Here is a 5,847-nt window from a genome sequence, read left to right as displayed (position 1 = left end):
AAATTTAACACTTTTCTCAAAATTCATGCACCGTGTTTTCGGCTTGACCCAAAAGTATTCCAAAAAGTGAAATCAAAAATTAAAGCTATGGTATGCATTATTTAATGCAAAGTTCTGAAAATGGGTAGTGTACAGCTCTACTTCCATGTTTTCATCGAAAAGTTCCAAAGGGGTGCATCCTATTTTACCATGAGAGTTTTTGGGAAGCGCATCTCAATTTTAACACAATTTGCTTTCCTGTGGAAAATACAATATCTTTGTAACAGAGAATCGGGGCTCTCCACAGAGAAGTCCCGATTTTTCCATATTTTCAAGGCACTTTCACGCCATTTTTTGCCGTATTATTTCCTTAAATTCCCCGTATCGCAGTTGAAACTCCAAGTATTCGTGTTAAAATTCTAATACGGACTTTTCTATTCTCACTACTTTCAACCTATTCTTTAACACTTCGAAATGTTGCGGAAAGTTAAATATGTTAATTCCCAAAAGAACAAAACGGTCATACATGCCATCCACTCAGACTAACAACTATTAAAAAAACAATTGCCTGATGTCATTGATTCAACACACATCAGGCAATTATTCATTATCATTCCATATACAACGAAATGATGTTTCAAAAAAACGGCTGCAATGCCGGTTCAGTTTTCTCGCTGAACCACTGTATTATCAGAGCCAATATTTGATTTCCTCACCAAATAGACTGTCCAAAACTCCAACAAAGCGTACAGGATGAAGCCACTTCCTACAATGATAACGGGCAGACCGGGTACTATTGCCTCATTCTTAGCCAATATGACATACAGGCCGGCAGCCAGCTCCAAAGCGGGAACCAAATGATACAAACCGGAAAGACGAACACCACTCCGGTGAATCCGCCACAAAGAATAACTCTGTGTAGCCGCGGCCAACATCAACATACCGACAAGAATGTATATCATGGCTTCCTTAAACAAATCCGGCCAAATCAGCAATATCACCCCGAAAAGAATACTACCTGCAGCCACAAGCGGATAAAGCATAACACCACGGCCCTCTGAATCGCGACGGAAGAAACCGATAAGCGAAACCAAACCTGGAATGATGAACAGCAAACCGCCGACCATAATCATCCATCTGGCTATACTCTGAGAAAAAACAATAAGTGAAATTCCCACTAAAGAAACACAACAGGCACGGGCTATCACACTTTGAAGAAATCTTTTCATAATTAAACCTTCTCTTGTTATTACCTTGCCTTACCGGCGACCTATAGAATAATAATCAAACCCTATACGTTTCAATTCCTCCGGATCATAAATGTTACGTCCGTCAAAAATAATGGGAGCACGCATGGAGCGGCGCACCACTTCCCAAGACGGCAGACGGAACTGTTTCCATTCGGTCAAGAGGAGGAGTCCGTCTGCCCCCAAAACAGCATCATACATATCCTTGGCATAAACGATAGCATCGCCCAACCGGCGACGGCATTCGCCTATTGCAACAGGATCATACACACGTACCTCACAGCCGGCCTTCAGCAGACGGTCTATGGTCACCAACGAGGTAGCCTCACGCATATCATCGGTCTCAGCCTTAAAGGCCAATCCCCACAAAGCGATAGTCTTTCCCGAAAGTTGGCCTTGGTAATAGTTCCTTAACTTATCAAACAGGACGGACTTCTGCATCTCATTAACTTCCTCCACAGCTTTCAACACCCGCATAGAATAACCATTCTGCTCGGCCGTTTTGATTAGTGCCTTTACATCCTTAGGAAAGCATGACCCCCCATATCCACAGCCTGGATAAAGGAACTTTGAACCGATACGCGAATCCGATCCTATGCCTTTACGAACCATCGAAACATCCGCCCCGACCAGTTCGCAAAGATTAGCGATGTCATTCATGAAAGATATTCGCGTAGCCAACATGGAATTGGCGGCATACTTTATCATTTCAGCCGAAGGTATATCCGTAAAAATAACGCGGAAGTTATTGAGCATGAAAGGAGAATAAAGACGCGTCATGAGTTCTCGCGCACGACTGCTCTCTACTCCTACCACCACACGGTCAGGCGACATGAAATCCTTGACTGCGGCACCTTCTTTCAAAAACTCCGGATTGGAAGCCACGTCAAACTCTATATCAACTCCGCGCTTATCAAGCTCTTCCCTGATAGCGGCTTTCACTTTTTCAGCCGTACCGACAGGCACTGTACTCTTCGTCACGACAACAAGATAGTTTTCCATATTGGCTCCCACTTCATGCGCTACCGCCAATACATAGGAAAGATCTGCACTGCCATCTTCATCGGGAGGTGTGCCAACGGCGCAAAAAACGGCCTCTACGTCATTCAGACAATCAGAGAGGCGGGTAGTGAAGCGCAGGCGGCCTTCGCGATAATTGCGTACAACCATTTCTTCCAATCCCGGTTCGTAAATCGGTATTTGTCCTTGACGAAGATTCTCTATCTTTTCCCGGTCAATGTCAACACAAGTCACTTCAACGCCCATCTCAGCGAAACAAGCGCCAGAAACCAGTCCGACATATCCTGTACCTACTATTGCTATTTTCATTGGCTGTCATTTTTATACGGACAAAGCCGCTGGGAAGTCCTTTAATGAAAAAAGGGCAGTTGACAATTGGCGGCATATCATGATGCTGTCATAAGACAATTGTCAACTGCCGATTAATAAGAAATCGTCAGTTCTCTATCAAAGAGCTAACTTTAGTTCTGAGCCGGTGCCGGAGCATTCTGACTAGCAGCGGGAGCTTGAGTTGCCGCTGGCGCCGGAACTGTTTTCATGTCAATGGTTACGCTCTCATGTGATGTGCGAGGAAGGGCGAACACCGAGCAAATACTGAATACCACCAAAAGGGCGGCCAATGTCCATGTGGCCTTTTCTACCATATCTGTAGTTTTTCGCACACCCATAATCTGATTGGAAGAAGCGAAACTCGACGCAAGGCCACCGCCCTTAGATTCTTGAATGAGCACAATGAATGCCAAAAGTACGGCCACAACCACGGCCAAAATAACGAATACGCTATACATTTTCTTCTTTATTATGTTTTTTGTTTATAATCAACTTCTGCAAGAATCTTATCTGGTCTGCAAAGTAACGATTTTTTTTTGGATAATTCAAGTGTAACCGCTGTATAATTTCAACGGCTTTTTCATAACGTCCCTGTTTGATGTATATTTTCGCCAGAGTTTCGGTGAAATAATCCTCTTCGTCAGTTTCATCCGCCCCGTTGCCGTTCATCTCGGGAACGTATTGAGGTTTGTCCTGCAGGACGATACGCTCCGGCTTGTTCTCTATAAATCCGTCGATAAGCCGGTCACTCCGCTGCAAACGCGGTTCTGTTGCCGGGTGTTCTTTTTCCGGTTCTATATCATCCATCTGCAAAAGGAAGGCCATATAGTCAGTAGTGGCATCGGCAACAGTGAGTTTTCTGCGTGGTTGCGGCATATCATCGGCAGGTTTCCCGATATTGAGAAATTTATCGATGAGCGATGTTGTGCGGTCTCCGTCGGAAACCGCGCTTTCCTGATTTTTCTCTTCCTGACTGATGCGTATTTCATAGTTCATGCCTTCCACCATGTCGAAGAGTACCTTGCGATCGGGCACAAAAAGCGCCGCACGCCGCAGTTCCTCGCCGAATGAGGCGTCGTGGAGTATGAAAAGATTTTGCAGGAACAATATCCGTGCCGCCTGAAAACAAGGATAACGCGCTACGAGTTCTCGCAACTCGTAGAGGGTATCCTTGTTGAGTAGTTCGGGGTGTCCTATCAGTTCGGCTATTGCTGGGGACATGTTTAAATATTTCTTTTAGGGCCGGCCGTAGCCGTATTAGAATTACTTGCCGCACCCGCACCAGCGGACACGGACGGAAACCATCGCTACCAGTCGGCAACGGTGGCATTAAATATCTGGTCACAGAGGTCTCTGACCATTTCACTGACAAGTTGCTCCTGCACGCTAGCCAATTGCTGTTTGGCGTCATACTGCGAAGTGGCTGTAAACTTCCGCTCCCAGCTTTCGTTGGTTTTAGCATTGGTAAAGCGGATGTTAACGGTCATCCGGAGCTGAACCTGTGAGGAAAGTCCATCGGCGGAGATGGATTTATTGAACTGGTCGTAACCGATTATCTCGCCCGCTATGTGCAGATCGCCGCCACGTTTAACGAGTTTCAGCCGGGTTTGATTGGCATAAAGATCCTGAAGTTTGTTGTTGAACATCGCCTCCATCGGGGCCCAGCCATAGGGAGCGCGATTGGGCACATTGTCGATACGGATAGACTTTATGAGGTCATAATTGATCCGGGTACCGGTAAACTTATAGCTCACGCTGCATGCCGCAAAGGCCGCAAAGACCAAAAGACTGAGCGTCCGGCAGAATCCCCGCATGGCTTTACTCCATTTTTTCTTCAGGATGTTATTTTTATTCCAAACCATATTCTTTTATTTTCCGGTAGAGCGTACGTTCAGAAATGCCTAACTGTCCGGCAGCCAGGCGGCGGTTGCCGCCGTTACGCGTCAACGCGGCCAAGATGGACTGCCGCTCCACCTCTTCCAGTGAAACACCGGCAGGAGGCAATTCGGCGGTTTCGCTTTCTTTTATTTCCTCAGCCTCAAAAATGGGAGCTTCGTAACTGTCGGCTCCAAAACGTGAACCATCGGCTCCGAAGAGCGGCAAACCATTGGCCCCAGCCGGAGCATGCGACGCCGGATGTGAGGCCAGATTGTTTTCACGGATAATTTTTTTCAACTCACTCACGTCGCGCCGCAGGTCGAAGAGAATCTGATAAAGTATTTCGCGCTCGTTCTCAAAGCTGTGTTTGCCTGATGCCGGAGCTACGGCCACAACCTGATTGTGGCGGCGTTCTTCGGGCAGGTAGCGCTGCAGGATATCGGACGTAATGGCACGCACTTCGGAAGTGACCGACATGTTCTCAGCTACATTTTTGAGTTGCCTCACGTTGCCGGGCCAGGCATAGGCTACCAGCATTTTCTGAGCGGATTCATCAAGGCGCACAGGGGGCATTTTGTATTTTTCGCTCATTTCGAGAGCAAACTTGCGGAAGAGCAGGACAACATCATCGCCACGGCGGCGCAAAGGCGGCACGGATATGGAAACGGAATTGAGACGATAATAAAGGTCTTCGCGAAACTTGCCGTCAGCTATGGCCTTTTCCATATTAACGTTGGTGGCAGCCACAATACGCACATCGGTGCGGCGCACCTCACTGGCCCCCACGGGAATAAACTCTCCGGTTTCGAGTACGCGCAACAGGCGCGACTGGGTGGAAAGAGGCAACTCGCCTACTTCGTCGAGAAAGAGCGTTCCTCCGCCCGCCACGGCAAAATAACCTTCGCGCCGCTCCACAGCACCGGTGAAAGCGCCTTTCTCATGCCCGAAGAGTTCGGAGTCTATCGTTCCCTCAGGAATGGCACCACAGTTCACAGCCAGATATTTTTTTCCCTTGCGCAGACTGTGGTCATGTATGACACGCGGAAAAATCTCCTTGCCCACCCCGTTTTCGCCGGTAATGAGCACCGACAAATCCACCGGAGCAATCTTGAGAGCTATTTCCAAGGCACGGTTCAGGCCTTCATCGTTGCCCACGATGCCATAACGTTGTTTGATGCGTTGAAGTTCAGAAGTATCCATACCGAAAAAGCGAAACTTAGGGCAAAGTTACAAAAAAAACTGCAATATGCCGCCCAAACGCCGGCAGAGAGTTTGAAAAGCTCACGCCTTACCAGCCTTACAGCTAAGAACGCGCATTCCGTTGCCGGTTCTCACAAGAATGCACTCCGCTTATGATTTTAACACAATTTGCTTTCCCCCGGCAAACGTATTA

The 5,847-nt window shown here is 47.4% G+C and carries 6 protein-coding genes; all 6 read right to left on the bottom strand.

Features of this window, described 5'->3' with window-relative positions; all coding sequences use genetic code 11:
• Window positions 1–641 precede the first annotated feature (641 nt).
• Entirely contained in the window at window positions 642–1,208 is a 567-nt protein-coding gene (locus C5S62_RS02045) for a DUF308 domain-containing protein (RefSeq protein ID WP_104403851.1), read from the bottom strand.
• 30 nt (window positions 1,209–1,238) lie between these two features.
• Window positions 1,239–2,555 carry a UDP-glucose/GDP-mannose dehydrogenase family protein gene (locus C5S62_RS02040; protein ID WP_104403850.1) on the bottom strand — a complete coding sequence of 439 codons (1,317 nt, stop codon included), beginning with the start codon at window positions 2,553–2,555 and terminating at the stop codon, window positions 1,239–1,241.
• Between the two features lie 152 nt (window positions 2,556–2,707).
• Complete coding sequence (secG, locus tag C5S62_RS02035) at window positions 2,708–3,034, bottom strand: preprotein translocase subunit SecG (protein ID WP_104403849.1); 327 nt, start codon at window positions 3,032–3,034, stop codon at window positions 2,708–2,710.
• Window positions 3,027–3,797 carry a tetratricopeptide repeat protein gene (locus tag C5S62_RS02030; RefSeq protein ID WP_104403848.1) on the bottom strand — a complete coding sequence of 257 codons (771 nt, stop codon included), beginning with the start codon at window positions 3,795–3,797 and terminating at the stop codon, window positions 3,027–3,029. Before C5S62_RS02030 ends, secG begins: the two co-directional genes overlap by 8 nt.
• Before the next feature lie 86 nt (window positions 3,798–3,883).
• Entirely contained in the window at window positions 3,884–4,438 is a 555-nt protein-coding gene (gene lptE / locus C5S62_RS02025; RefSeq protein ID WP_104403847.1) for an LptE family protein, read from the bottom strand.
• The gene (locus C5S62_RS02020; protein WP_104403846.1) at window positions 4,425–5,654 is read right to left on the bottom strand and encodes a sigma-54-dependent Fis family transcriptional regulator; all 1,230 of its coding nucleotides are present in this window, start codon (window positions 5,652–5,654) and stop codon (window positions 4,425–4,427) included. The genes lptE and C5S62_RS02020 overlap by 14 nt, the downstream gene beginning before the upstream one ends.
• Window positions 5,655–5,847 lie beyond the last annotated feature (193 nt).

The organism is Prevotella sp. MGM2 (genome assembly GCF_002933955.1).
In the GTDB taxonomy this organism is placed as follows: domain Bacteria; phylum Bacteroidota; class Bacteroidia; order Bacteroidales; family Bacteroidaceae; genus Alloprevotella.
The sequence above is the reverse complement of the archived record's forward strand: the minus strand, read 5'-3'. Positions and strand labels throughout refer to the sequence as shown.

Coding starts and splice junctions, on each gene's coding strand:
- C5S62_RS02020 (WP_104403846.1), bottom strand. CDS start 5,654: ATGGATACTTCTGAACTTCAACGCATCAAACAACGTTATGGCATCGTG.
- C5S62_RS02030 (WP_104403848.1), bottom strand. CDS start 3,797: ATGTCCCCAGCAATAGCCGAACTGATAGGACACCCCGAACTACTCAAC.
- lptE (WP_104403847.1), bottom strand. CDS start 4,438: ATGGTTTGGAATAAAAATAACATCCTGAAGAAAAAATGGAGTAAAGCC.
- C5S62_RS02045 (WP_104403851.1), bottom strand. CDS start 1,208: ATGAAAAGATTTCTTCAAAGTGTGATAGCCCGTGCCTGTTGTGTTTCT.
- C5S62_RS02040 (WP_104403850.1), bottom strand. CDS start 2,555: ATGAAAATAGCAATAGTAGGTACAGGATATGTCGGACTGGTTTCTGGC.
- secG (WP_104403849.1), bottom strand. CDS start 3,034: ATGTATAGCGTATTCGTTATTTTGGCCGTGGTTGTGGCCGTACTTTTG.